The organism is Nocardia asteroides (assembly GCF_021183625.1).
In the GTDB taxonomy this organism is placed as follows: domain Bacteria; phylum Actinomycetota; class Actinomycetes; order Mycobacteriales; family Mycobacteriaceae; genus Nocardia; species Nocardia asteroides_A.
The window spans coordinates 835,243-861,445 of the sequence record NZ_CP089214.1; the positions used below are offsets into that span (position 1 = coordinate 835,243).

Genomic DNA, 26,203 nt, shown 5'->3' on the forward strand with positions numbered 1-26,203 from the left:
ATCGCCGGCCGGAACTCGGCTGCGGCGGCGCCGCGGTCACCTGCCCGAGGTCAGCTGCCGGCTGCGACGGGGGCCGTCCGGTCCTCGGCGGTAGCCGTGCGTGCCGCCCCGGTGCCACCGCCGGTTCCCCCCGGCCGCCGTCCGCGGACGGCCAGGTAGACCGCGAAGAGGACGAGCAGCCCGCCGACGACCGCGATGCCGATCGGCACGTAGACGAAGACCAGCCGCAGCGAGTCCCGGCCGTCCTGCGCGGTCCGCGCCAGCGACGCCACCGTCTCCGGGGTGAATCGCAGCTCGCCCGCGTACACCACGACCTTGTTCGGATCGCCGGGCGCGGAGCCGAAGTACGAGGTCGGCTGCACGACGGTGTCGATGACGGACCCGGTCACGGGCTCCACCCACATGTCCTGCACCAGCGTGTAGTACAGGTTCCCGACGACCAGCTCGTCACCGGGCAGCCCCCACTTGGAAGCGGGCAGCGGGAGCCGGGCGGGCTGGCTGTTCGCGGGCGAGCCCGCCATGTCGTAATCGGTGACCTCGAAGCGGAAGTGCAGCAGCTGCTGCCCCTCGATCTCGCGGTCGGCATCCAGATATTTCGCCGTCACCGGGGTCAGGGTCGCGGTGTCGAAGTACGAGTAGTCGCCGCGCGCGGTGTCGGCGGGAAAGGTCCAGTACGTCCCGGTGCGCACGGGGGTCGGCTTGGCCGACGCGGCCGCGGGTGCCCGCATGGTGGATTCCGGCGTGGCGACCGCGATCCTGGTGCCGGGGTCGACGGTCACGACATCGATCGCGGTGTGGAACTCGGTGCCCGCGCCGGTGACGCCCCTCGCCTCGGTGCGCACCACCAGATCACCGCTGTCGGTGCTCGATTCGGCCTTCGTCGTGGTGTCGATCCGGATCTCGGTCCCGTCGTCCACCTTCAGCGGGCCGGGCACCATCACGCTCGACCGGTCGAGCAGGCTCGCGGTGCCGACCAGCACGGTCTCCTGCGTGAAATCGGCGGGCACCCGGACCGCGGAGTCCCGGAGCCGACCGGGCGCGAACGCGGCCGCGGCCACCAATAGGACACCGAGGACGGCGAGGGCGGAAACGAGAATCTTGCGTGTCACAGAACGACACTCCCTATTTCGACAAAGACGAGTGGCTCGACCGTAGTCACAATCGTTACGACACCGTTAGCAAACGAAGCACATTCCGCCACGGGGATTTTCGAATTCGGGATCACGGCAGGTAGACCCGGCGGCCGTCGACCGGCTCCCACGGGATCCGGCCGCGCTTCCCGCGGAGAGCACTTACCGTTGAGCTGAGCACAGCTTGTTCCGCGCCAACCCGGCCCGAGGCCTCCGAAGTAACGGTAAGTTGTACCGTTGCCATTACAGTGCAGTCTTGGAGGACGACCATGACCCCAGCAATCCCGCGCGGCCCGGACGACCTGACGCCGAGCTGGCTCGGTGCGGTGCTCGGCGGCGCCACCCCGGTCGCCGTCGACCGCGTGGTCGTCACGCCCGTCGGCACCGGCCAGACCGGCGCCACCTACCGGCTCACCGTCGACTACCCCGCCCCGGCCGGGCACCCGCGCACCCTGGTGGCGAAGCTGCCCGCGCAGGACGACGCGGTGCGCGCCGGGGTCACGCTCGGCTACCTCGCCGAGGTCGAGTTCTACGCCGGCGTCGCGCACCGCACCAGCGTGCCGGTGCCGCGCTGTCACCACAGCGCGATCAACCGGGACGGCTCCGAGTACGTGCTGCTGCTCGACGACCTCGACCCCGCGCAGCAGGGCGACCAGGTCTCCGGCTGCGACGAGGAGACCGCGCGCCGCGCGGTGACCGCGCTGGCCGGGCTGCACGGCCCGAGCTGGTGCGATCCGGCCTGGCTCGCCCTTCCGGTCGGCGCCATGCCCAAGCCGGGCGACGTGGCGGCGGCGGGCGGGCTCGGACAGGTCGTCGACATGGTCGCCCCCGCCATCCTTGAGCGCTTCGGCCCCTTCCTGGACGACGCCGATCGGGAGACGCTGCGGCGCGCGCTCGAGCTCATGGGGCCGTGGCTGTGCACCGACACCGGCCGCTACGCGCTCATGCACGGCGACTACCGCCTCGACAACCTGCTCTTCGACGCCGACCGGCTCTTCGTCGTCGACTGGCAGACGCTCGGCGTCGGGCTGCCCGCCCGCGACCTGGCCTACTTCATCGGCACCTGCCTCGACCCCGAGCTGCGCGCGGCAACCGAGCAGCGCCTGGTCGCGGCCTACCACGCGGAGCTGCTCCGGCACGGCGTGCGCGACTACGACCTGGAGACCTGCCTGGCCGACTACCGCCTGGGCATGCTGCAGGGGCCGCTGATCATCGCGCTCGGCGCCGCCTTCGCCGCGAGCACCGAGCGCGGCGACGACCTGTTCCGGGTGATGCTGCGCCGCAGCTGCCGTGCCATCCGCGAGCTCGGCACCCTCGACCTCGTGCGCGCCGCCGGCGCGACCGCCTAGGCGACCGGCCGTGGATCTTGGACTGCGCGACGCGACCGCGGTCGTCGTCGGCGGTAGCCGCGGGATGGGGCTCGCCACCGCGCGCTGCCTGGCCGAGGAGGGCGCCCGCGTCGCGGTGGTCGGGCGCACCGCCGCCGACGTGGCCGCCGCCGCGCGCGACCTGACCGAGCGCGGCAGCCCGGACGCGGTCGGGCTCGCCGCCGACGCCGCCGATCCCGCCGCCGTGCGGCGGGTCTTCGCCGAGCTCGGCGAGCGCTGGGACGACAGCCTCAACGCCCTGGTGAACACCGCGGGCCCGAACGTGCAGGGCAGCTTCGAGACGCTGAGCGCGGACAGCTGGCGCGAAGCCGTCGACTACGGCGCCATGCCGATGGTGCACTGCGTGCAGGCCGCGCTGCCGCTGCTGCGCCGCGCCGAATGGGCGCGCATCGTCAACTTCTCGGCGCACTCCACCCAGCGTCAGAGCGTGAACCTGGTGGCCTACACCGCCGCCAAGGCCATGGTCACCAGCGTCTCCAAGAACCTCTCGCTGCTGCTCGCGCCCGAGGAGATCCTCGTCAACGTGGTCTCCCCCGGCACCTTCGTCACCCCGGCGCTGCTCGACTGGGCCCGCTCGGCCGGCGTGCACACCGACGACCCGTACGAACTCATGCGGGCGATCGGCGCGCACTTCGGCCACCCCGCGCAGATGCCGCGCGCCGGACGGCCGGAGGAGATCGCTCCGGTCGTCACCTTCCTCGCCTCGCGGCGCAATTCCTACACCACCGGCGCCGACATCAACGTCGACGGCGGCTCCGATTTCACCTGACGGGGCCGCTTCGCTGCGAGGATGCCGTCCTCCGATCAGTTGTGAAGATGGAAGAACAACCGACTATTCCCGGCGTTCGTCAGGTCGTGACGATCGTGGCGCCCGCGGTGCCCGGTGCGCCGTAGAGCAGGGCGAAGCCCGCCTTGGGCGCACCGGCGACCTGCCGCTCCCCCGCGGTCCCGCGCAGCTGCAGTACCAGCTCGTGCAGCTGCCGCAGCCCGGAGGCGCCGATCGGCTCGCCGTTGGCGATCAGCCCGCCGTCGGTGTTCACCGGCAGCGAGCCGGTGATCTCCGTCGCGCCCTCGGCGATCAGCTTCTCCTGGTCGCCGTCCGCGCACAGCCCGGCCTCGGCCATGTGGATGACCTCCGCGCCCGCGTCGGTGTCCTGCAACTGGGCGATGTCGATGTCGGCCGGGGAGATCCCGGCGGACTCGAAGGCCGCGCGCGCGGCGTGCACCGAGGGGGCGGCCTCCTCCCGCACCGGCGCGTAGGTCGTGTTCACCTCGTAGGCGCCGTAGCTGCGGGTGCGGATCTCGACCGCGCGCACGTACACCGGTTTGGCGGTGTAGCGGTGGGCGATGTCGGCCCGGCACATGATCACCGCGGCGGCGCCCTCGTCCGGGGCGCAGAACATGTAGTGCGTGAGGGGGTAGTTGAGCATCGGCGCGGCCAGGATGTCGTCCTCGGCGACCGGCTTGCGGCGGAACGCGTTCGGGTTCAGCGCGCCGTTGCGGTAGTTCTTCGCCGCGACCCTGGCCAGGGTGCGCTGCGAGATGCCGTGGTCGTGCAGGTAGCGGTTGGCCTTCATGCCGAAGAACTGGGTGGTCAGGTACTGGCCGTTCTCCCCGTACCACTTCGGCATCCCGACCAGGGTCGGGTCGACGGTGAAGGCGCCGCGCGGGTGCTTGTCCATGCCGATCGCGATGCCGATGTCGTACTTGCCGAGCCGGATCCCGTCGGCCACCGCCTCGGTGGCTGCGGCCGCGGTGGCGCAGGCGTTGAAGACGTTGGTGAACGGGATTCCGGTGAGCCCCATCAGGCTCACGATCGCGTCCGGGTTGGCGACCTCCCAGCTGCCGCCGACGGCGAACTGGATGTCCCTCCACACCAGCCCGGCGTCGGCCAGCGCGGCCCGGATCGCCTCCGCCCCCATCTGCATGGCGGTCTTGCCCTCGAAGCGGCCGAACGGATGCAGGCCGACACCGATGATCGCGACATCGTTGCTCATCTGAACTCCCGATCTACAGCGGCTGGAAGGCGAAGGTGAGCACATCGGCGCCCGCGGCGTCGGTACCGAGCGGCACCGCCGTCAGCGCGACCCGCATGCCGAACTCCAGTTTCTCCGGGTCGTTCTCGGTGAGCCTGCCCTCGATCCGGATGGCATCGCCGAGCTGCACCAGCCCGACCCCGAACGGGGTGAAGGTCCGCGCCGTCTCGTCGCCCAGGTAGGGCGCGCCGGGCAGAAATCCCTGGGTGGTCCAGGCGATCAGCGTGCCCTCCCGCGGGAAGGCGACGCTCTCGATCGCGGGCTCGCTGCACCGCGGGCACAGCTCCTGGATCGGGAACACCGTGGCACCGCAGGCACCGCAGGCGCCGCCGACGAGCCGGAAATCCGGCTCCGGCCAGGTGGAGATCTCCGGTGCGATCATCCGCTGCATCGTTCTCCTCGAATCTACCGATGGGTGTGCGACTCCCGAAGCCGGCAGCTGGAATGGTAGCTTACGGTAATATCAACCGTAAACGTTTCGACCTACCCGTTGCGAGGTGATATCGATGAGTTCGAGGATTCCGGGCGGACTCGAGGATCTGCTGCACCGCCCGATCGTCGGCATCCTCGCGACGGTGACCCCCGACGGGTCGCCCGACCAGTCCCCCATGCGCTTCCAGTGGGACGGCGCGCACCTGCGGATGAGCCACACCATCCCGCGCAAGAAGTTCACGAGTCTGCAGGCCAACCCGAACTATTCGTTCGTGCTCACCGATCCGGACGCACCCGCCCGCTGCCTGGAGGCGAGGGGCTGGCTGGTGACCGTGCAGGGCGACGAGGACGGCGCGTTCTACGCCGAGCTCGGCCGGCGCTACGGGGACCCCGACGGCGGTCCCCCCGACGACGTGGACGACCGCGTCGTCCTGATCCTCGACGCGACCCGATTCGTCGCCAAATAGCCGCCAAGGAGAACCCCGCTATGACCCAGGCCGCCGACATCCCGATCTTCGACGCCGACTCGCACATGTACGAGACGGCCGACGCGCTCACCAGGTTCCTGCCCGAGCAGTACCGCCGGGCGGTGCAGTACGTGCAGATCGGGCGGCACACCCGGCTCGCCATCAACGGCCGGATCACCGACTTCATCCCGAACCCGACCTTCGACCGGGTCGCCGCGCCCGGCGCGCACGAGAAGTTCTTCGCCGGGGAGAACACCGAGGGGCTGACCCTGCGCGAGATGCAGGGATCGGCCATCGAAGCGCCCGCCGCCACCCGCAACCCCGCGGACCGGATCGCCGAGCTGGACCGGCAGGGCGTGCGCGAGACGCTGAACTACCCCACCCTCGCCAGCCTGGTCGAGCACTCCGCCGCCGACGACCCCCGGCTCACCCTCGCCATCATTCACGCGCTCAACCGGTGGATGCTCGAGCACTGGGGCTACGCGTACCGGGACCGGATCTTCAGCACCCCGATCATCAACTGCGCCGAGGTCGACGGCGCCCGGCGCGAGCTGGAGTACATCCTGGACAACGGCGCCAGGGTCGCGCTGATCAAACCCGCGCCGGTCAAGGGCATCAACGGCTGGCGCTCCCCCGCGCTGCCCGAGTTCGACCCGTTCTGGCGCGACGTCGAGGCCGCCGGGCTGCCGATCGTGCTGCACGCCAGCCAGCCCCCGCTGGACGAGTACGTGAACAGGTGGGAGCCGCCGGCCACCGAGAACTTCATGGCCATGAGCTCGTTCCGCTGGCTGGCGCTCGGGCACCGCGAGATCTCGGACATGATCGGCAGCCTGATCTGCCACGGCACGCTCACCCGGTTCCCGAAGCTGCGCATCGCCAGCGTGGAGAACGGCAGCTCCTGGATCCATCCGCTCTTCCACGATCTGGAGGATCTGACCAGGAAGATGCCGCAGAACTTCCCCGAGGACCCGCTGGCGGTCTTCCGGCGCAATATCTGGGTGAGCCCGTTCTGGGAGGGCTCGGTCGCCGACGTGGTCGAGACCGTCGGCTGGGACCGGGTCATGTTCGGCTCGGACTACCCGCACCCGGAGGGGCTGCCCGAGCCCAAGGCGTACCGCAAGTACGCCGAGGGCATGGACGAGCGGCGTACCTGGGACTTCCTCGGCGACAACGCCCGCCGGTTCCTGGGGCTGCCGATCGAGAACCCCGACCCCGCCGCCCGCAAACCCCCCGTCGCCGCCACCGTGTAGAGGAGTACCACCCGTGGACAAGAACGACATGATCCTGGTCAGCGTCGACGACCACATCATCGAACCGCCCGACATGTTCGACGGCAGGCTGCCCGCCAGGTACGCCGAGGACGCGCCCCGGCTGGTGCGCATGGACAACGGCGCCGACATGTGGAAGTTCCGCGACCGGGTGATCCCGAACGTCGCGCTGAACGCCGTCGCCGGCCGCCCCAAGGAGGAGTACGGGCTCGAACCCGAGGGCCTCGACGAGATCCGCCCCGGCTGCTACAACGTCGACGAGCGGGTCAAGGACATGAACGCCGGCGGCGTGCTGGCGCAGATGAACTTCCCGTCCTTCCCCGGCTTCGCCGCCCGGCTCTTCGCCACCGAGGACTCGGACTTCTCGCTGGCCCTGGTGCAGGCCTACAACGACTGGCACATCGAGGAGTGGTGCGGCGCCTACCCCGGCCGCTTCATCCCGATGGCGCTGCCGGTGATCTGGGACGCCGAGCTCTGCGCGGCCGAGGTGCGCCGGGTGTCGAAGAAGGGCGTGCACTCGCTCACCTTCACCGAGAACCCCGCCGCGCTCGGCTACCCGAGCTTCCACAACGAGTACTGGAACCCGCTGTGGAAGGCGCTCGTCGACACCGACACCGTGCTCAACGTGCACATCGGCTCCTCCGGCAAGCTCTCGATCCCCGCCGCCGACTCCCCGCCCGACGTCATGATCACGCTGCAGCCGATGAACATCGTCTCCGCCGCCGCCGACCTGCTGTGGTCGCGCCCGGTGAAGGAGTACCGGGATCTCAAGATCGGGCTCTCCGAGGGAGGCACCGGCTGGATCCCCTACTTCCTGGAGCGCGTCGACCGCACCTACGAGATGCACTCCACCTGGACCATGCAGGACTTCGGCGGCAAGCTGCCCAGCGAGGTCTTCCGCGACCACTTCCTGACCTGCTTCATCAGCGACCCGATCGGGGTGCGGCTGCGCAACGAGATCGGCATCGACAACATCGCCTGGGAGATGGACTACCCGCACAGCGACTCCATGTGGCCCGGCGCCCCCGAGCAGCTGAGCGCGGTCTTCGAGGCGGAGAACGTGACCGACGACGAGATCGCCAAGATGACCCACCGCAACGCCCTGAGGTGGTACTCCTTCGACCCGTTCGCGCACGTGCCGCGGGAGAAGGCCACCGTCGGCGCGCTGCGCGCCGCCTCGGCAGGCCACGACGTCAGCATCAGGGCGCTGAGCCGCCACCAGACCACGGCCGCGGAGAAGCTCGCCGCCTTCCGCTCGCAGATCGACGCGGCCACCGCGCACCAGGCCGCCGAATAGCCCACGCGGGCGAGCCCGGAGATCCGACGGGATGTCCGGGCTGTTCGGGGTCATAAGGGAGCGAGCACCGACTCGAAGGTCGTGTCCCTCAACGGTTCACCAGCTCCACGGCCTGTGCCCTGGCCCGGCCCCGCGGCAACTCTTCCAGGCGCAGCTGCCGCTCGTAGGGGAAGAACTCCACCTGCTGGGTGTGGCGCGGCCGGTCGAGCACGTGCCCGAGGTAGCGCCGCTCGTCCTCGGCGACGACCCGCTCCATCTCCGCCTCCGGTGGCGGCAGGTACTCCCCCGCGGCGTAGGCGGCGATCAGCCTGGCCTGGCACTCCACGAACGGGAACAGCGTCGGCACCGACTGGGCCAGCCCCGCGAAGGCCAGATCCGGGGTGCCCGGCCGCAGGATCCGCTTGTAGAGCGGGATGCGGTTGCCCGGCGCGCTGAGGAAGTCCGGGTCGAAGAAGGGGAAGGTGATGTTGTACCCGGTGGCGTAGATGATGACGTCGAACTCGGCGCTGCTGCCGTCGGTGAAGCGCACCAGCGTGCCGTCCAGCTCGCTGATGTCCGGCTTCGGCAGCACGTCGCCGGAGCCGAGCCGCAGCGGCAGCTCCACCGACTGGGTGCCGTGCGCGTCCAGGAACCGGTGCCGCGGGCGCGGCAGCCCCCAGCGTTCGGGGTTGCCGGAGATGAACTCGGCGAAGGCGTTCACCGCCGCGCGGTAGACCGGGCGCGGGACGAAGGGCAGGGCCGCGCCGTACTTGTCGACCGGCCGCCCGGCCATGTACTTCGGCACGATCCAGGAGCCGGAGCGGGTGGAGAGGTACACGGTGTTGCCCAGCGCCCGGGAGGAGAGCTCCACGGTGATGTCGGCGGCGCTGTTACCGAGCCCGACCACCAGGATGCGCCTGTTCCGCAGGTCGAGCGGGTGCGCGGGATCGATGTAGGCGTGCGAGTGGATCACCTCCCCGTCGAAGCGGCCGGGGAAGTCGGGGAAGCGCGGGTCCCAGTGGTGCCCGTTGGCGACCACGAGGAACTCGGCCTCGCGCTGCTCGCCGGTGCCGAGGTGCAGCGTCCAGCCGCCCTCCGGGTGGTGTTCGGCGCGGACCACCGCGGTGCCGAACTCGATGGTGTCGAGCAGGTCGAAGGAGGCGGCGTAGTCGTCCAGGTACCGCTTGATCAGGCTGTGGTGCGGGAAGTCCGGGTAGGTCTGCGGCATCGGGAAGTCGCGAAAGGACAGCTGGTACTTCGAGGTGTCGATGTGCAGCGACCGGTACGCGCTGGAGTGGCCGTTCGGGTTGCCGAAGGCCCAGTTGCCGCCGATGCGGTCGGACGCCTCGAAGCAGGTGTAGGGAACGCCGTAGTCGGCGAGCATCTTCCCCGCGGTCAGCCCGGCGATGCCCGCGCCGATGATCGCCGTCGAAGACGGCCGGAACGCTCCCATTTCGACACACCTTCTGTTGGCATTTCGGTATGTAGAATAGTATGGCAAACGGTCAGCTGTCGGCAGGGGGAACCGGAGGTTCTGCGGGCATCGATCGAAGAGCCGCTCACGGGAAGTGCTGGGCCGCAGGCACCGGGAGGTCCGCGTAGGTGACGATGCCGGGCCGCGCGGCGACGACGTGCGGAATCGCGTGCACGATGGGCATGGCGGTGATCCGCATGCCGATCCCGTGCAGGTCCGCGGCGGTGAGCGTGTCCAGCGGCTGGTCGGGCAGCAGCCCGAGCGTCAGCGTGACCTTCGGGTTGCCGTCGACCTCGATCCGGTACCCGTGCTCGGCGGGCATCGGCGGCTCCACCTCGTGGTCCATCACCCAGCGCTGATGCAGGTCGATCAGCTCCCGGCCCGCGCTGATGCCGACGAACCGCACGTCGAGCCCGGCGACGGTCCCGGCCGCGATGGGCCGCCCCGGCAGGTCGAGATCGCGCTTCGCGGCAGCGAATTCGACGCGGCACTCGACGGCGTCGAGTGCGATGCCGAGGCAGTCCGCCAGGACGTACACGCCGTCCTCGAAGACCGCGACCGCGGCGCGCACATCGTCGGCGTGGCCGGGATCGTGCAGCGGCCGCCCCCAGCCGAGCGCGTCCATGTTCGAGTCGGCGGCGAAGTGGCTGACGTCGACGGACTCCACCGTCCTGATGTGCCGCACCTCGCTGCAGATTCCGGTGGCGACCGCGCCGAGCAGCTGGGTGTAGCCCGGGTTCATGCCGCTGCCGAACAGGCTCGCCCCGCCCGCGCGGGCGGCGGCGTCCAGCCGCTCGCGCAGTCCGGGAACGCTGTGGCCGGTCAGGAACTCCGCGGTGGTCACCACATTGATCCCCGCGCGCAGCAGCCGCTCGACCACCTCGGCGTCCAAGTGCAGCGGCGTGTAGACGACGCAGTCCGGCCGCAGCGCGAGCAGCGCCGGGATGTCGGCGGAGGCCTCGACCCCGCAGGGCTCGGGGAGGCCGCAGAGCAGCGCGGCATCGCGGCCCGCCTTCTCCGGCGACCAGGCGTAGCAGCCGACGAGTTCGAGCAGGGGGTGCCGCAGCACGGCGGGGACGGCGGCGCGGGCGACATTGCCCGTCGTCCACTGGACGACCCGCAGCGGGGCGGGCGCGATGGTGTCCGGCATGGGATGGTCACCTTTCGGAGCAGGTCGGCAGGCAGTCGACCTGCGCATGCGCGCGCCACTGGCGGGCTCACTCCATCTGGACACTACTATAGACAGCTGTCCAATCAGCGGCTTTCCGCGCGGTGCTCACCAGACGAGGCCCTTGACGACCGCGACCGGCGGAATGTCCTCGACCGAGACCAGCCCGGCGGGAGCGGCGCAGACCCAGTCGATCGCATTGACCACCCGGGCGGCGGTCGAGATACAGCCCGCGTCGGTCGCGTCGAACAGCGGGTGCGAGACGTGGGTGTTGATCTCGACCCGCGGATCGCCGTCGACCACCACCCGGTGCACGCCGGTGTGGCCGTCCGGCGGGTAGTCCCAGTCCGGCGCGGCGGCCGGGGTGAGGCGGTTGATGTGCTCGAGGCTGATCACCGGCTTCCCGTTCAGCACACCCTCGGTGGCGAACCGCACGGCGGCCATCTGCCCGGGCAGCACCGTCATCATGGTGCAGTCGATGCGCTCGGGCGTGAACCACCGCTCGGTGCGCTGCCTGGTCTCGTCCAGCGTGATGCCGAGCGCCGCGGCCAGGCTGCGCACCTGCCCGCCCCACATGGACTCGACCACGCCCGGCAGGTACAGCGGCGGCAGCTCCTCGTCCTCGGCGACGCCGAATCCCATGGCGGCGCCGGTGAACTCGGCGTCGTCGTAGTTGCCGTAGTCGAAGATCTCCTGCACCGCGACCGCCTCGACCCTGGCGGCGAGGCTGAGCGCGGTGTGCACCAGGGTGTCGCCGGAGTAGCCCGGGTCGATGCCGTTGATGTACAGCGAGGAGCCGCCGGCGGCGCACGCCTTCTCCAGCGGCTCGCGCACCCAGTCCTCGGCGTGCCGGGGGGCGGCCATCCACACCAGCGACGAGCCGACCACGTTGATCCCGGCGGCGAGGATGGCGGAGAGCTGGTCGATCGCCTCCACCGGCCTGGTCTCGGCGAGCGCGGTGTAGACCACGCAGTCCGGCCGCAGGGCCAGCAGCGCCTCGACATCGTCGGTGGCGATGATGCCGGTGGGTTCGCTCCAGTCGCAGAGCTCGGCGGCGTCCCGGCCGATCTTGGCCGGGCTCGCGGCGTGCACCCCGGCCAGCTCGAGGTCGGGGCGGCCGATGATGGCCCGCAGCGAGTGCCGCCCGACATTACCCGTGGAGAACTGGACTACTGTGCGCATTTCTTCCTGCCTCGATCTCGAAAATCGGCCCGGACCCGTCGGGGTTCGGGCATTGCCCACTTCCCTCCCTCGCCTGCCGTCAGCGGCCGGGCATGGTGAAGATCGCGCCGGTGTCGATGGGCTCGACGTCGACCAGGGTGCCGTCCTCCTCGGCCCGGCCGACGAGCCCGGCGCTGGAGCAGATGTTCGGGACCACGGGGACCGGCTTGCTGCCGCACTGGAAGGTGTCCCCGCCGGAGAGCGAGAGCGGTGCGGGCTCGGGCATCGCGCTCAGCCGGGCGATCACCGACTGCCTGCTGAGCTCGCCCTGCGCGCCGTTCAGCGCGGAGTGCAGCCCGAGCAGCGCGCGGAACGCCGACGCCGCCTTGCGCGGATCCTTCGCGCCCGAGCCGTCGACCACCGCGTCGAAGATCTTCGTGTCCGGCTGCGCCGGGTCGAAGACGGTATTGGCGATGACCCGGACGTCGGAGTACCCACCCGGGATCTGCGCGGCGGCATCGGCGTCGCCGACGCACTGGGTGACCGTCATGACCGGCTGCGTGGTGTTCAGCGTCCGCATGGCCTTGAGCGCCGCGGTGCAGAACGAGACGTCGCCGAGCAGGTGGAACATGTCCGGCTGCTTCGCCAGCGCCGCCTGGACCTGCGGGGTCATGTCCGCGGTGCCGAGCGGCACCGGCACCACGTCGAGCTGGGCGCCGGCATTGCCGAAGGCGAACGGCCCGAGCTGGCGCAGCGGCTCGACGGCGGTCGGCGAATCGACGGTCAGGATGGCGACCTTCCTGTACTGCTGCTGCTTCGCGTAGGCGGCGGGCACGCCCGCCAGCGAGTTCAGCGCGTTGATCAGCACATAGGTGTTCGGCAGCAGCAGCGACTGCTGCCCACCGGCCGCGGTGACGTAGGGCATCCCGGACGGTGAGGTGATCGAGGTGATGGTGTCGGCGCTGTTCAGCTCACCGCTGACCACGGCGACCGCGTCGGACTGGACGAACTTGTTGGCGCAGTTGCGCGCCAGGCTCACCTGGAGTTCGTCCTCGCAGGTGATCAGCTCGATCGGGCGGCCATCGATCCCGCCGAGGTAGTCGTTGATGTAGGCGGCCGTCGCGGTGGCGACCTCGAGCTCCTCGGTGTAGACCGGCGCCTTCGGGCCGGTGGTGACGAATCCGATGCGCACCGGGGCACCGGTGGCCTTGTTCGGCTGCCCGAGCACGGACTTGTCCGCCGGGGTCGCCGCCGAATCGGCACCGCCGGAACAGCCGGAGGCGAACAACGCGGCCGCGAGGGCGAGGCACGGCAGCGCCGCCCACCGGGTGCGGGTGAAGGGGGACATGACGATCTCCTGAGATAGGCGGATCACTCCGCGGTTGTGCTGCTTTCGCCGCCCAGGTAGGCGGCCTCCAGGCGCTCCGGCGCCCGCGCGAGCTCCGCGGCCGGGCCGCGCAGCGTCACGTCGCCGTGGACGAGGACAACGGCGTCGTCGGCGACCGCGAGGGCCAGCCGCACGTGTTGCTCGACCAGGACAACCGCGGCATCGGCGTCGTCCGCGACCCGCCGGACGGCGGGCAGCAGCTCCTCCACCACGACCGGTGCCAGCCCCATGCTCATCTCGTCGATGAGCAGCACCGCGGGGTTCTGGATCAGCGCCCGGCCGACCGCGAGCATCTGCTGCTCGCCGCCGGAGAGCGCGCCCGCGGCGACCCTGCGGCGCTGCCGCAGCGCGGGCAGCAGGTCGAGGATGTCATCGAGCGGGCGGCGGCTCCGGCCGCGGGCGAGTTCGAGGTGCTCGGCGACGGTCAGGCCGGTGAACAGCGCCCTGCTGTCCGGCACGAGCACGACACCGGCCCGGTTCGCCCTGGCCGGAGCGGCTTTCGGCAGGCGGGTGCCCGCGACGGTGATCTCCCCGCCGAGCGCGGGAAGCAGCCCGGCCATGGTCAGCATGAGCGTGGTCTTCCCGGAGCCGTTCGGTCCGAGCAGCGCGGTGACCGTGCCGGAGCGGACCTCGAGGTCGAGGCCGCGCACGATCGCCAGCTTGCCGTATCCGGCGGTCACGCCGGCCAGTCGCAGGCTCATCCGACGACCTCCTCGGTGAACCGGGTGCCGAGGTAGGCCTCGGCCACCTTCCGGTCGGCGCGGATCCGCTCGGGGCTGCCCGCCGCCAGGGTGCGGCCGAAGTTCAGCACCTGGATGTGGTCGCAGACGCCGAGCACCAGGCTCATGTCGTGCTCGACCAGCAGGATCGTCACCCCGCCCGCCCGGATCGCCCGCAATCGCTCACCCAGCCACCGGCTCTCGGTGCTGTCCAGCCCGCCCGCCGGTTCGTCCAGGAGCAGCAGCTCCGGTCGGCCCGCGAGTGCGCGCGCGATCGACACCAGCTGGCGTTGCCCCTGGGACAGTTCGCCCGCGGGGGTGTCGCAGAGCTCGCCGAGCCCGAGCAGGGTGAATACTTCGTCGAGTTCGGCCGCAGTACCGCCTTTTTCGCTGTGACCGGAGAGCCCGACCAGGACGTTCTCCCGGACGCTCAGGTCCTCGTACAGTTCGATGGCCTGGAAGGTCCGGCCGAGCCCGGCGTGCACGCGGCGGTGCACGGGTCTGCCGCCGAGCGGCACCCCGCCGAGCGTCACCGTTCCCGCCGCGCGCACCGACCCGGTGATCGCGTCGATCAGCGTCGTCTTCCCCGCGCCGTTGGGGCCGATCAGCCCGACGATGGCGCCGCGCCGCACGGTGAAGCTCACGTCGTCCACCGCGACCACCCCGCCGTAGCGGACGGTCACACCGTCCAGCGTCAGCAGCGGATCACCCGGTTCGACGGGTTCGGTATCGAGTGGCGGTGGCGCGGTCGGAGCGGCAGGCGCGGGACGCTTGCCACTTCGGGCCAATGCCCGCTGCACGGGGGCGGCGATGCCGTCGGGGTTCGCCAGCACCGTGATCAGCAGCGCGAACCCGACGATCACCTGGTACCAGGCGCCCGCCGACTCGCCGAGCTTGCCGAGTAGCAGGAACGCCACTCCCCCCGCGCCGAGCACGCCGCTCAGCAGCCCGCCGGAGATCGAGGTCGTGCCCGCCAGGTAGACGATGGCGAACAGGGTCAGCGCGGCGGGCGCGGTGAAGGATTGGAAGGAGACGTTGGTCTGCTGGTAGGCCAGCAGGCTGCCGCCGAGCCCGGCGATGAAGGCGCCGATCGCGAAGGCGAGCAGCTTGGTGCGGACCACGTCGACGCCGGAGGCCGCGGCCGAGCGCTCGTTGGCGCGCACCGCCAGCATCCGGGTGCCGAGCCTGCCGCGCCGCAGCACGGCGACACCGACGCCGACCGCCGCGAGCACCGCCAGGCACAGCAGCCCGAACTCCAGCCGCGGGTAGGTCTCGCCCCGGCCGATGCCGAGGCTGTGGCCGAAGATCACCGGATCCGGGATGTCGATTCCGCTCGACCCGACGAAGTCGAGATTGCGGAACCACAGCGCCTCCAGGGCATAGGCCAGCGCCAGCGTGACGACCGCGAGGGTGAGGCCGCGGATCCGGAGCGCGGGCAGCCCGGCGAGCACGCCGAGCACCGTCGCCACCAGCGCGGCCAGCAGCGGCGCGAACGGGAACGGCACGCCGAGCCCGTCGGTGATCGGGCCGAGGACGAAGGCCGCGGCCCCCGCCAGCGAGAGCTGGGCCAGCGACACCTGACCGGCGTACCCGGTGACCACCACCTGGGACAGGCCGATGACGCCGAGGATCAGGGTGGTGGTGATCGCGACCCGCAGGTCGTTCCCGGACAGCACCAGCCCGGCCGCGGCGACCGCGACACCGGCCACCGTGCACAGCAGCACTTTTCGCGGGTAGGGCGCGGTGCCCAGCTCGGCGACGACGACCGCGCCGCGCGCGGGCAGCGGCCGAGCCCTGATCACGAGCACCACCAGGATCACCACCAGCGGCACCAGCTCCACCAGCCCGCTGGAGGGCAGCCACTCGTACACCCGGACGAGGTAGGTCGCCTCGGATTGCAGCATGCCGATCACCAGCCCGGCGACCGCGGCCGCGACCACCGACGCGAACCGGCCGATGATCGCCGCGGCCAGCGCGGGGACGATGAACAGCACGTACCCGGTCGGGCTGAGCGGCACGATCGGCGCGATCAGGATGCCCGCCGCGCCAGCGACCGCCGCGCTGATCATCCAGTTGGCGGCCGCGATCCGGTCCGGCGACAGGCCGCTGACGTAGGCGCCCTCCTCGCTCTCGGCGGTGGCGCGGGTGGCGAGGCCGAAGCGGGTGAACCGGTAGAGCGCCGCGAGCGCCACCGCCAGCACGAGGATGCTGACCCCGAACAACACCCGGTCCTGCGGAATCCTGACGGCGCCGACGGTCCAGATATCGACGGGGAAGATCGCCCGCACCCCGACGGAGTTCGAGCCGACCTGCTTGCTCGCGATGGCCAGCAGCAGGATCATCAGCGCGAGCGAGGCGACGGCCCGCGCGATCGGCGGAGCCTTGCGCAGCGGACGGAAGATCAGCACGTAGACCAGCAGCCCGAAGAGCGCCGAGAGCGTCACCGCGATCAGCGCCGAGAGCGCGAAGCCGGGGTCGCCGCCGATCTCGACCGACTTCGGCAGCCCGGGCACCAGCAGCACGAACTCGCCCCTGCGCAGGAAGGCGTAGATGTACGCGCAGTTCAGCGCCATGGCACCGGTCGCGAAGTTGAGCACGCCCGAGCTGCGGTAGGTCAGGACCAGGGCGATGGCGAGGGCGCCGAAGACGCCGCCGCTGCCGATGCCGAGCAGCAGGAACTGGAGGTGCTGGCTCATGCCCGCGGCCTTGCGGATTCCCGATTCGGGAGGTGTCGGCGCATCGCGTACCCAACTTTCCGGTCGGCACATTCGCCGACCGGATGGTCGGTATCGTTACCTGCCGTGTGACGTGGGTAACAGTACGGTAGGAGTTACCGTAAGCACAATAGTGAAATGTTCGGCAGCGCGACCCGCCCGGCGAACCCTTCAGAAATCGCAGACATGCCGAAAGGCGAGCGGTCACGACCGAATCGCGACCCACCCGCCCCGGCGCGACACCGGGTCAGCCGCGCAGCGCCGCGAGCGCCTGATCGGCGTGGATGTTCATGTTCAGCTCGCTGTGCACTGCGGCGAGCACCCGCCGGTCAGACCCGATGACGAAGGTCACCCGCTTGGCGGGCAGCCCCGGCACCCGCCGCTTCAGCCCGTACAACTTGGCGACCTCGCCGCCGACATCGGCCAGCAGCGAATACCCGAGCCGATGCGCCTCGTCGAACCGCTTCTGGGTGGCGACATCGTCGTTGCTGATGCCGAGCACCGTCGCCCCGCGCTCGGCGAACTCGGCGACGATGTCCCGGAAGTGGCACGCCTCCCTGGTGCACCCGGGGCTCAGCGCGGCCGGGTAGAAGAAGAGGGTGGCGGAGCCGGTGCCGAGCACCGTGCTGAGCCGGACCGGCTCCCCCTTCTGGTCCAGCAGCTCGAAATCCGGTGCCGGATCGCCTACCTGCAGCATTGTGTACTCCTCGACAGTTCGGGCGCGAGCGTCGAGCACCGGGCGGATGCCATACTCTGGTCTGCTCGCGAACACGCAGGTCGCCTCACCCGGCGGCCGAATTAATGCACCGACATGGTGCATCAAATAGGTGAGGTTTGGCAATGGGTTCAGCGGCACCGCCGCGAGGCCGCCGCCGCGACCCGTCGATCGACGGTCGCGTCATCGAGGCCGCCGTCGCGGAGCTGGCCGAGCGCGGCATCGCCGGGCTCTCGATCAACAGCGTCGCCGCCCGCGCCGGCGTCGACAAGCGCGGCATCTACACCCGCTGGCCCGACCGCGAACTCTTGATCACCGACGCCCTCGGCAGCCTCGCCGCCGGCCTCACCCCACCGGCGACCGGGGCACTACGCACCGACCTGCTGGCGATCATCCCGGCCGTGACCGCCGTCTTCACCAGCCCGCGGATCGAGATCCTGCAGCGCTGCGTCCAGGAGGCGCAGCAGTACCCGGCCATCTACACCGCGTTCCGGCGCGACTCCATCGACCGCTGCATGGCGGTGGTCGAGGACATCTTCTGGTCTGCCGCACAGCGGGGCGAGCTGAACGGCGATCCCGCGCTCGCCGGCGAGGCGTTCATGGGGATACTGCTGACCCGGACCAGCTTCCTCGGCGCCGCGGCGATCACCGAGCCCGGCAAGCAGAACGCCATCGTCGACTTCATCCTGCGGGCTGTCGGATTCGGCGAATCCCCGCGGCACTGACCTGCGCCTGCCGCGGGCGCCGTACGCAGCCGGTCCGGTACTCGGGACGACGGTGATAATGATCGAAATAGACTCTCGCACTGTCTATTCCTCCGGGTAATTGGGGGCAAGCGCACATCCCGATCGGAGCCGATCGCCGAGTAGACTTTCGGCAGCGGGGGGTGACTGCGGTGACGATTTCCGGAGACGGGCGTGCGGGGCTGCGTGCTGAAATCGCCTCGTTCTACCGCGGTTTCGGCCAACCGGACGCACTGCTGACGGCGTTCCGGTCAGCGGCGCTGCTGGTGCCGATCACCGGCGACGACCGGCTGCTGACCACCCGGTTCGGCGGGGTGGAGTGGGTGTGCGGGTTCACCGGCGAACACGACTACGCCCGCTACGTGCTCGCCCGTGGCCTCGACGCCGACACCGACTACCGATATCGCACAATATTCGGTGCGCATCTCGCGGATTGGGCCGGTCGGCGCACCGCTACCCCGACGGGCGTGCTCGTCGATATCGCGGGGGCGGCGCCGATGGCGTTCCCGCCACAGATCGCGAACAGTGAGGACGATCGGTGACGGTGAACGTCGACCCGGTGGCACTGCAGCAGACCGCGCAGGGCATCACCGGCATGATCGGGGTCCTGACCGACCTCGGCATCAAGGAGACAGCGGCATCGGGGCGCGGGTTCGCGCTGCTCACGCTCTCCCCGCTGGAAGCGGGCCACCCTCGCGTGCAGGGGAGTTTCGAGACCTACTGCGAGCGCTGGTCCTGGGGAGTCCGGTCGATGGTGCAGTCGGGCAACGAGATCGCCGAGGCCCTGAACATCGCCGCAGGCCGCTACCACATGATGGACTCCCAGGCCTCGGAGGTACTGGCGACACTGTGGACCCACACCATGGGCAACCCGCACCTGTCCAGGGACGAGATCGCGCAGCGCTCCTGGTCGGAAACCCTGGCCGACAACCCGATCAACAACATCGTGCACCCCGACTACAGCCGGGAATCCTTCGCACAGGCTGAGCTGACCATCGAGCAGAACTGGCAGGTGGTCGAGGAGGTCGGCCCGCAGGCGCTCGCCAATGTGTCCGTTCTGACGAACCCGCTGCTGGCCGACGACATCGCACAGGCCACCGGCGAGACCCCGGGCTGGGACACCGACGGCGCCGAGCGGGCCGCGCAGCTCCTCGCCCCGCCGGAGTGAGCGCGCGTGGGCTGGAATCCGCTCGACCCGCTCGAGGATCTCGCCGACGCGGCCGGTGATGCCGTCGACGACATCGCCGCCGTCGTCGAACCCGCCTGGGAGTCCGGCGTCGAGACGCTCGGCGAGCTCGCCGACGACGGCCTCGATCTCCTCGCCGATGGCGCCGAGCTGGTCGGGCTCGACGGCGCCGCCGAGGCGCTCGACGACTTCGGCGACCAGATCTCCTCCGCGCTCGGCGGTGAGATCGAGGAACGGCAGCTGGGCGAGACCCAGGACCCGAAGGAGCTGGTCCGCGGCGAACCGGAGGCCATCGGCGAGGCCGCGGGCACGCTCACCGACATGGCCGCCGCCGTCGAGCTCACCGGCCAGGGGTTGCGCGCGATCGACGCCGGAGAGTGGACCGGGGAAGGCCGCGAAGGCTTCGACGCGGCCTACGATCCGCAACCCCAGCTGTGGTTCGACGCCGCCGACGCCTTCACCGATGCCGCGTCCACCCTCGTCGAATGGGGGTACGCGGTGGAGACCGCGCAGCGCGGTGCCGCCGACGCCATCGCCGAATGGAACGCCGCGATCGCCGAGGAGAACCGGCAGAAGACCTGGTGGAACTCGCTACCCGCGGAAACACAGGCCGAGACACCGCTGGTCGACACCTGGTCCGGCCGCTACCGCGCCGCGCTCGACATGCTCGAGCGGGCGCGCACCCATCGCAATACCGCCGCCGAACAAGCCGGGACCGCCATCGAGACCGCGACCGAGACGGCGCCGACCGAGCCGCCGTTCACCTCCCGCATGGGCGCGAATATCGAGGACGGCATCGACATCGCGAACTACGCGGGGCTCAGCTTCTCCGACGGGCTGCTGACCGGGCTGAGCGGGATCGTGCAGTTCGTGCGCCAGGTCAACCCGACCGATCCCTACAACCTCACCCACCCCGCCGACTACCTGGCGAACCTCTCCACGCTGGCCACCGGGGTGGTGGTGCTGGCCGCCGATCCCGCGGCCGCCGTCGACGCGGTGGTGAACCAGGCGCGGACCAGCCCCTTCGAGTTCACCGGAATGCTCACCAGCGAGGTGCTCCTCACCGTGGCGACCGGCGGCGCGGGGGCGGCCCGGACACCGCTCTCCCTGGTCAACCGGGTACGGCACGCGCTGCCCGGCCGCGGGTTGCCGGATGTGGACCTGCCGAACCCGGCGCCCCGGCCGGGCACCGGGCTCCCCGACGGGCCGCCGGCCCGCGCCGGTCTCGGTGACCGGCCGGGGGCACCCGAGGGCCGAGCACCGGCGGCGGACACCCGCGCACCCACACCGGAGACCGGCGACTCCGCTCCGGGGGCCGGGGCCGCCGATTCCGCTCCGCCGCAATTGGATCGGCCCGGGGTGCCGGACTCGACGCGCCCGGAACCCTCGATCGACGCGGGTCCGGCCGACGGGCCCGCGCCCCGACCCGATCCCGAACCGCAGGACCAGCCGGACGGCATCGGTGCGGGGGCCGCCGACAGCGCGCCGCCGGTGGACCGCACACTCGGCACCACCGCGGACGCTCCCGACGCCCGGCCGGAGCCTCCTGCGCCGGATCCGGTGCCCGACCGGCCCGGCACCGGCGACACCGATGGGCCCCGTACCGACGGACCCGGCGACGACCCGCCCGACCCGCGACCCGACACCTACACCCCGCCGGACCGGCCCGACACCCGTACCGATGACGGCGACAGACCGGACGTCGACGCGCCCGTGGCGCGTCCGGATTCCGGGGCGTCCGACGCCCGGCCCGAAACGGATCTTCCCCGAGACCGGCCAAACGTCGATCCTTCTCACGACCGCGCCGACGTCGATCCTTCCCAAGACCGCGCCGACGTCGATCCCTCACAAGACCGGCCCGACACCGATCCCTCACAAGACCGGCCCGACACCGATCCCTCACAAGACCGGCCCGACACCGATCCCTCCCGAGACCGGCCCGACAGCGATCCCTCTCACGACCGCCCCGACGTCGATCCTTCCCAAGACCGAGCCGACACCGACCCTTTCCGAGACCGGCCCGACAGCGATCCCGCCCAAGACCGAGCCGACGCCGGCACCTCCGACCCCTCCCCGGCGGGACATCCCGACGCCGAGCCTCCCCGTGATCGCGGCGACAACGAAACCCCATCCCCACGTGCCGATTCCGATCCCGTCACACCGCGCTCCGACCCCGATGCTACGGGCCCGCGCACGGAATCCGACCCGCCGGACAGCTCCCGATCCGACTCCCCCGACCACGCCCCCACCGCGATCCACTCCCCCACCACGCACCCGCACGGTCACGGCGCGCCGACGCCGACCCCGCCGCGACCGGACACCCCCGCACCCCGGAATCCGCCCGATTCCCCCAACACCCCGCGTCGCCCCGACCCGATCGGCCCCCGCCCGGACCCGGACCGGCCGTCGCCCCGCGCGGGCCTCGACCCGGCCGCGCCACGGCGCCCCGCCATCGCCGCGGACACCGGCCGCCCTGCCGTCGACGCACGTCCGGCAGCACCGGACTCGCCAACCGCCCACACCCCGGAAGCGGAACAGGCACGAGACGGTAACCCCGATCGCGGCGACAGCGCCCCCGATCCCCGCGGCGACCCGGTGGACCAGCGCGCGGATTCCGACGCCGGTATCGGCGACGAAGCCCGCTCCGGTGACCCGGCCAACGACCGCGACCCCGCGCAGACCACCGAGTGCGGCGACCCGGTCGATGTCGCGACCGGCGAATTCCTCCTCCCGACCGTCGATCTCGACCTCCCCGGCGTACTCCCGCTGGTCCTGAACCGCAGGCACCGCTCGAACTACCGCTGGGGCCGCTGGTTCGGCCACTCCTGGTCGACCACGCTCGACATCCGGCTGATAGTCGACGACAGCGGCATCGTCTTCGCCGGCGAGGACGGCATCCTGCTCGCCTACCCGCACCCACAACCGGGCACCCCGGTGCGCCCGCTGTCCGGCGGCTCACGCTGGACCTGCGCCCGCACCGAGACCGGCTCCTACCGGGTCCACGACCCGGAACGTGGCATCACCTGGCACTTCGCCCCCGAGCCGACACTGCGCGGCCTGGACGACCGGCGCGGCAACTACGCGGTCTCCGCGCTCACCGACCGGCACCGCAACCGCATCCGCTTCCACTACGCCGCCGACGGCGCACCCACCGAGATCATCCACTCCGGCGGCTACCGCGTACGCGTCCGCACCGACCCGCAGCTGGGCCGGGTCACCGCGCTCGCACTGTCCGGTGACGATGCCGCCGACGACCTCGTCGTCCGCGAATTCGTCTACGAAGCAGACGAACTCGTCGCGGTCACCGACGCACTGGGCGCCACGTCGCGATACACCTACGACGCCGACGGCCGCATGCTGTCGTGGACCGACTCCAGGGGCACCTCGATGTCGAACACCTACGACGACCGCGGCCGGGTCGTGGCCCAGCACGGCACCCACGGCATCCTCTCCGCGACCTTCACCTACCGCGACCACCCCGGCGACACCGGCCGCAGTACCCGGCACACCGATTCCCTCGGCGCCGAGACCACATACGGCTTCGACAGCGACCTGCGGCTGCGCGACGTACGCACCCCGACCGGTGCGCACACCCGCATCGACTACAACAGCGAGCGCAAACCGCTCACCGTCACCGGTCCCGACGGCGCCGTCACCCGCTACCTCTACACCCCCGACGGCGACCTGGCCCGAATCGTGCGGCCCGACGGTACCCGCCTCGAGCTCGACTACGCCGCCCCCGGCCTGCCCGCCCGCATCACCGGCCCCGACGGCACGGCAACCCTGCAGGAGTGGCACGGCGACGGCACGCTGGCCGCTCTCACCGACCCGGCCGGGGCCCGCACAGAATTCACCTATCACCCCTGCGGCGCGCAGGCAGCGATCACCATGGCCGACGGATCGAGCACCCGGATCGAGACCGACGCGGCCGGGCTACCGGTCACCGTCGTCGACCAGCTCGCGGGCGTCACGCGCATTCGCCGCGATCGATGCGGCCGCCCGGCCGAGATCACCGACCCGCTCGGCCGGGTCACCCGCTACAGCTGGTCGCCCGAGGGGACCCTGCTGTCCAGGATCGACCCCGACGGGCACGGCGAGACCTGGGAGCACGACGACGAGGGCGCACCCATCCGGCACGTGAACCGGGCGGGCGGAGTCACCACCTTCGCGAACGGCAGCTGGGACCTGCGCACCGCACGCACCGACCCGGACGGCGCCGTGACCCGCTACCGCTACGACTCCGAGGGGCGCCTCACCGCCGTCGTGAGCCCGCTGGGCCAGGTCTGGCGCTACGCCTACGATCCGGCCGGACAGCTCGCCGCCGAGACCGACTACAGCGGAGCGCAGAGCCGCTACACCCGCACGGATGCGGGCCTGATCGCCACCGTCACCCCCGCGACCGGCGACACCCGCACGCACACCTACGACGCCATCGGCTACCTCACGAGCATCACGGCGTCCTCCGGAGCCTGGCGCCGCTTCACCTACGACGGTGCGGGCCGCATGCTCTCCGCCGTCTCCGGCCACGGCGACGACACCGGCCACACCCTCGCGTTCACCCACACCGCGACCGGCGAGATCGAGACCGAAACCCGCGACGGCGAGCACACCCTCCGGCACGAATACGACCCGCTGGGCAGACGCACCCGCCGCACCGACCACGCAGGCACGCAGACCCGGTGGGGCTACGACCGCGCAGGCAGGCCCGCCACGCTCGGAGCAGGCAACCACACCCTCCGCTTCGACCACGACGCCGCCGGACAGCTCACCGCCTGGACCGTCGGCGACATCGCCGTCACCCGTGACCTCGACCCGGTCGGGAGGCTCACCGCCCAGACGGTCACCGCACACCCGCCGAACCTGCTCGACCTCGGCGAGACCCGCCGCGCGCCTGCCGAACTGCGCAGCGACACCTACACCTGGCGTCCGGACAACTACCCCCGCACCCGGACCGCCGCCCGGCAGGGCACCAGCCTGCACCACGACTTCGCCCTCGACCCGATGGGCCGCGTCACCACCGTCAGCGACGGCACCACCGCTGCCGAGCGGTACACCTACGACGCATTGTCCAACATCACCGCTGCTCGTACCGTCCACCGGCCGAACATCCGGATGCGACGCAGGCGGTACCGAGGCACCCGCCTGGTGCGCGCGGGCCGCACCCGCTACCACTACGACGCTGCGGGCCGGTTGACCCGCAAGATCACCGCACGCCGCTCCCGCAAACCCGACGTCTGGTTCTACCGCTACGACGGTTTCGACCAGCTCACCGATGTCTGGACCCCGAGCAGGCAGTGGTGGCACTACACCTACGACGCCCTCGGGCGCCGCACCACCAAGCAGCACCTCGCCACCGACGGCACCGTTCTGGAGCGCATCGACTACCACTGGGACGGCGACCAGCTCGTCGCCCTGTCCAGCGCCGGGAGCGTCACGCGCTGGCACTACCTGCCCGGCACCCACACACCGCTCGCCCAGACCACCGACCGCGACGATCTCGACCGGCGATTCCACGCCGTCATCGGCGATCTCGTCGGCACCCCCGTCGAGCTGATCGACCCCGCCGCCGCCCGCTCCGTCGCCACGGCCGATACCGAACTCTGGGGTCGCACCCGCTGGATCGGCGCGGCCGACACCCCGCTGCGCTTCCCCGGCCAGATACACGACCCGGAGACCGGGTTGCACTACAACCACCACCGCTACTACGACCCCGAGATCGGCCGCTACCTCAGCAGCGACCCCCTCGGTCTCGATCCGGCCCCGAATCCGGACGCCTACCCGCACAATCCGCTGGCCTGGATCGATCCCACCGGTCTCGCCCGCAGGGAGTGCAATACCAACGGCCGGAACCTCTCGGATCCCAACCCGATTCCCCGGCCGATCAGGGAGGCCTACGAGAACGTCCGCGCGGGGAACGGGGTCCCGCGGATCGACCCGCAGACCGGTCGGCAGACCGTGTACCAGGGCCGCGAACTGCCACCCGGGCAGCGCAGCCAGTGGGCCGGCTCGCTCGAGTGGGATGTGCCCGGCACCAACCACCGCATCCTCCAGCGGCCGGACGGCTGGCTAGGGTACGTCTACCAACACGACTACAGGGCCCCGTTCCTGTTCCCGGGGCCGTGGTATCCGGAAGGCGGCACGATCCCGAACCGGCTCGGTGGATGATCGGAGAATCCGTGGCACGGTACGACATCGTCCTGGACGGAAACAGCACCGCGGCGTGTGACGTCGAGCAGTTGACCGGGCTGTTCGACAGCGATCCCGAAGCAGCGATGACGCTGCGGGCGAGCGGGGTTCGCCCCGGCCCGGCCGACGAGTGGAAGACGCTGACCCGCCTGGGTTCGCGCGAGCCCGCCGATAATGTCGACATCCGGATCTTGGATATCCACGGTGCCCCGATCGGCGCCTACCTCCTTTCGAACACGCGAACCACCGAGTTGGCGCGCACGGGTGACCGCTGGTCCCTGACCCTCTCGGGAGGTATGTGGGCGCCACCGAAACCCGGTGCGGCGCAGCTCTGGGAACTGTGGCGACGGGGCGGCCCGGCGAAGACCAACGCGTGGGCTCCGCTGTCGGCGGCGGATCGGGAAGCTTGGCTGGAGGTCGTCCGGATCGCGTCGGACGGGGTGCACCGAGCGTCCGCGAGCGGGCCCTTCGAACTGGACGGCCGCTTCATCACCGACAGGAACGGATTCTTCTGCGCGATCGGCGAAGCCGTCAACGGCCCCGGCGGATACTTCGGATCGGATCTGGACGGTCTGGCGGACTGCCTGCGCGGCGGATTCGGCGCGGCGCCGCCGTTCGCCCTCACCTGGCTCGGTTTCGACCTTTCCGAGCGCCACCTGTCCTTCGAGTTTCTCGAAGCGGTGCTCGCTGTGCTGGATGGCGGCGGCGTCTCGGTCCAACCGAGTTACGGCGGCTGACAGGGGGCGCGGCGCC

General features: G+C 71.1%; 20 protein-coding genes. 10 read left to right on the plus strand and 10 right to left on the minus strand.

Annotation, left to right across the window (positions count from 1 at the left end):
• Positions 1-50: 50 nt before the first annotated feature.
• A complete protein-coding gene (locus LTT61_RS04165) occupies positions 51-1,109 on the minus strand; it encodes a porin PorA family protein (protein ID WP_233018600.1) in 1,059 nt (352 codons plus the stop codon).
• A 290-nt stretch (positions 1,110-1,399) separates the two neighbouring features.
• Here LTT61_RS04165 and LTT61_RS04170 point away from each other — a divergent pair, with 290 nt between their 5' ends.
• Complete coding sequence (locus tag LTT61_RS04170) at positions 1,400-2,479, plus strand: phosphotransferase family protein (protein WP_233018601.1); 1,080 nt, start codon at positions 1,400-1,402, stop codon at positions 2,477-2,479.
• Between the two features lie 10 nt (positions 2,480-2,489).
• Positions 2,490-3,287, plus strand: coding sequence for an SDR family NAD(P)-dependent oxidoreductase (locus tag LTT61_RS04175; protein WP_233018602.1), 798 nt, complete (start codon positions 2,490-2,492; stop codon positions 3,285-3,287).
• A 79-nt stretch (positions 3,288-3,366) separates the two neighbouring features.
• Here the strand turns inward: LTT61_RS04175 and LTT61_RS04180 are convergent, their stop codons facing one another.
• Entirely contained in the window at positions 3,367-4,515 is a 1,149-nt protein-coding gene (locus tag LTT61_RS04180; protein WP_233018603.1) for a thiolase family protein, read from the minus strand.
• A gap of 13 nt (positions 4,516-4,528) precedes the next feature.
• A complete protein-coding gene (locus tag LTT61_RS04185) occupies positions 4,529-4,945 on the minus strand; it encodes a Zn-ribbon domain-containing OB-fold protein (RefSeq protein ID WP_233018604.1) in 417 nt (138 codons plus the stop codon).
• 115 nt (positions 4,946-5,060) lie between these two features.
• On the opposite strand from LTT61_RS04185, the gene LTT61_RS04190 reads away from it, so the two are divergent.
• The 3 genes from LTT61_RS04190 to LTT61_RS04200 are packed head-to-tail and all read left to right on the plus strand — an operon-like array spanning position 5,061 to position 8,018.
• Positions 5,061-5,453 (plus strand): pyridoxamine 5'-phosphate oxidase family protein, encoded by a 393-nt coding sequence (locus LTT61_RS04190; RefSeq protein ID WP_233018605.1) that lies wholly within the window; start codon positions 5,061-5,063, stop codon positions 5,451-5,453.
• Positions 5,454-5,473: 20 nt separating this feature from the next.
• On the plus strand, positions 5,474-6,703 hold the full coding sequence (locus LTT61_RS04195) for an amidohydrolase family protein (RefSeq protein ID WP_233018606.1): 1,230 nt from the start codon (positions 5,474-5,476) through the stop codon (positions 6,701-6,703).
• A 13-nt stretch (positions 6,704-6,716) separates the two neighbouring features.
• Entirely contained in the window at positions 6,717-8,018 is a 1,302-nt protein-coding gene (locus tag LTT61_RS04200) for an amidohydrolase family protein (protein WP_233018607.1), read from the plus strand.
• A gap of 88 nt (positions 8,019-8,106) precedes the next feature.
• On the opposite strand, the gene LTT61_RS04205 is transcribed toward LTT61_RS04200, so the two are convergent.
• The 7 genes from LTT61_RS04205 to LTT61_RS04235 all read right to left on the minus strand — a co-directional run bounded on the left by LTT61_RS04205 (position 8,107) and on the right by LTT61_RS04235 (position 17,317).
• Positions 8,107-9,450: a flavin-containing monooxygenase gene (locus LTT61_RS04205; RefSeq protein ID WP_233018608.1), complete on the minus strand. Its 1,344-nt coding sequence runs from the start codon at positions 9,448-9,450 to the stop codon at positions 8,107-8,109.
• 106 nt (positions 9,451-9,556) lie between these two features.
• Positions 9,557-10,621 (minus strand): dihydrodipicolinate reductase, encoded by a 1,065-nt coding sequence (locus tag LTT61_RS04210; protein ID WP_233018609.1) that lies wholly within the window; start codon positions 10,619-10,621, stop codon positions 9,557-9,559.
• Between the two features lie 126 nt (positions 10,622-10,747).
• The gene (locus tag LTT61_RS04215) at positions 10,748-11,821 is read right to left on the minus strand and encodes a dihydrodipicolinate reductase (RefSeq protein WP_233018610.1); all 1,074 of its coding nucleotides are present in this window, start codon (positions 11,819-11,821) and stop codon (positions 10,748-10,750) included.
• A gap of 79 nt (positions 11,822-11,900) precedes the next feature.
• Positions 11,901-13,148: an ABC transporter substrate-binding protein gene (locus tag LTT61_RS04220; protein WP_233018611.1), complete on the minus strand. Its 1,248-nt coding sequence runs from the start codon at positions 13,146-13,148 to the stop codon at positions 11,901-11,903.
• 23 nt (positions 13,149-13,171) lie between these two features.
• A complete protein-coding gene (locus LTT61_RS04225; RefSeq protein ID WP_233018612.1) occupies positions 13,172-13,888 on the minus strand; it encodes an ABC transporter ATP-binding protein in 717 nt (238 codons plus the stop codon).
• Positions 13,885-16,602, minus strand: a complete 2,718-nt coding sequence (locus LTT61_RS04230; RefSeq protein ID WP_233018613.1) for an ABC transporter permease subunit — start codon at positions 16,600-16,602, stop codon at positions 13,885-13,887. Before LTT61_RS04230 ends, LTT61_RS04225 begins: the two co-directional genes overlap by 4 nt.
• Positions 16,603-16,867: 265 nt before the next feature.
• On the minus strand, positions 16,868-17,317 hold the full coding sequence (locus LTT61_RS04235) for a peroxiredoxin (protein ID WP_269821844.1): 450 nt from the start codon (positions 17,315-17,317) through the stop codon (positions 16,868-16,870).
• Positions 17,318-17,460: 143 nt separating this feature from the next.
• On the opposite strand from LTT61_RS04235, the gene LTT61_RS04240 reads away from it, so the two are divergent.
• The 5 genes from LTT61_RS04240 (at position 17,461) to LTT61_RS04260 (ending at position 26,187) form a co-directional block, all read left to right on the plus strand.
• Complete coding sequence (locus LTT61_RS04240; protein WP_233018614.1) at positions 17,461-18,060, plus strand: TetR/AcrR family transcriptional regulator; 600 nt, start codon at positions 17,461-17,463, stop codon at positions 18,058-18,060.
• Positions 18,061-18,221: 161 nt separating this feature from the next.
• A complete protein-coding gene (locus LTT61_RS04245) occupies positions 18,222-18,620 on the plus strand; it encodes a hypothetical protein (RefSeq protein WP_233018615.1) in 399 nt (132 codons plus the stop codon).
• Positions 18,617-19,246 (plus strand): hypothetical protein, encoded by a 630-nt coding sequence (locus LTT61_RS04250; RefSeq protein WP_233018616.1) that lies wholly within the window; start codon positions 18,617-18,619, stop codon positions 19,244-19,246. The genes LTT61_RS04245 and LTT61_RS04250 overlap by 4 nt, the downstream gene beginning before the upstream one ends.
• A 6-nt stretch (positions 19,247-19,252) precedes the next feature.
• Positions 19,253-25,429, plus strand: coding sequence for a putative T7SS-secreted protein (locus tag LTT61_RS04255; protein WP_233018617.1), 6,177 nt, complete (start codon positions 19,253-19,255; stop codon positions 25,427-25,429).
• Between the two features lie 494 nt (positions 25,430-25,923).
• Entirely contained in the window at positions 25,924-26,187 is a 264-nt protein-coding gene (locus LTT61_RS04260) for a barstar family protein (RefSeq protein WP_233021324.1), read from the plus strand.
• The last annotated feature ends 16 nt before the right edge of the window (positions 26,188-26,203 follow it).